The following is a 980-nucleotide window of genomic DNA, read 5'->3' as shown; positions in this document are numbered from 1 at the left end:
CAGCGGCGGGGACGCGAGGTAGTTCATCTTCACGTCGGGGGAGATGCGGCCCTCGAAGTTGCGGTTACCCGAGAGCACCGCGACCACGGTCAGGTCCTCCTCGTTGACCGCCCGGGAGATCTCGTCCGGCAGCGGGCCGGTGTTGCCGATGCAGGTGGTGCACCCGTACCCGCCGAGGTAGAAGCCCAGCTTCTCCAGGTACGGCCACAGACCGGCCTTCTCGTAGTAGTCGGTGACCACCTGCGAGCCGGGCGCCATGTTGGTCTTGACCCACGGCTTGGACGTCAGCCCCTTCTCCACCGCGTTGCGGGCCAGCAGGGCGGCGCCGATCATCACCGAGGGGTTCGACGTGTTGGTGCACGAGGTGATGCCCGCGACCGCGACCGCACCGTGGTCGAGGATGAACTCGCCGCGTTCGCCGGTCACCTTGACGGGCTTGCTCGGCCGGCCCTCGGACCCGTTGGCCGCGGACTGGACGCGCACGGCACCGTCGTCGGCGAACGAGAGGGCGGCGGAGTCCGACGCCGGGAAGGATTCGTCGACGGCCTCGTCGAGCTTGGTCTCCGGCGCGGGGTGGTTCTCTTCGACGTAGTTGTGGATGTCCTTGCGGAACGCGGTCTTCGACTCCGACAGCAGGATCCGGTCCTGCGGGCGCTTCGGGCCGGCGATGGAGGGGACGACGGTGCCCAGGTCCAGCTCGAGGTACTCCGAGTAGGCGGGTTCGCGGTCGGGGTCGTGCCACATGCCCTGTTCCTTGGCGTACGCCTCCACGAGCGCGAGCTCCTGGTCGGTGCGCCCGGTCAGCCGCAGGTAGTTGATGGTCTCCCCGTCGATCGGGAAGATCGCGCAGGTGGACCCGAACTCCGGGCTCATGTTGCCCAACGTCGCACGGTTGGCCAGCGGCACCTCGGCGACACCCTCACCGTAGAACTCGACGAACTTGCCGACCACCCCGTGCCGACGCAGCATGTCCGTCACCG

1 protein-coding gene is annotated in these 980 nt (G+C 68.4%); it reads right to left on the bottom strand.

What is annotated here, in order from left to right; translation table 11 throughout:
- On the bottom strand, nucleotides 1-980 hold a 980-nt coding region (locus ABD908_RS27420), incomplete at both ends, for an aconitase family protein (protein ID WP_345002082.1).

Origin of the sequence: Tsukamurella soli (genome assembly GCF_039541155.1) — a bacterium.
GTDB lineage: Bacteria > Actinomycetota > Actinomycetes > Mycobacteriales > Mycobacteriaceae > Tsukamurella > Tsukamurella soli.
The sequence above is the reverse complement of the archived record's forward strand: the minus strand, read 5'-3'. Positions and strand labels throughout refer to the sequence as shown.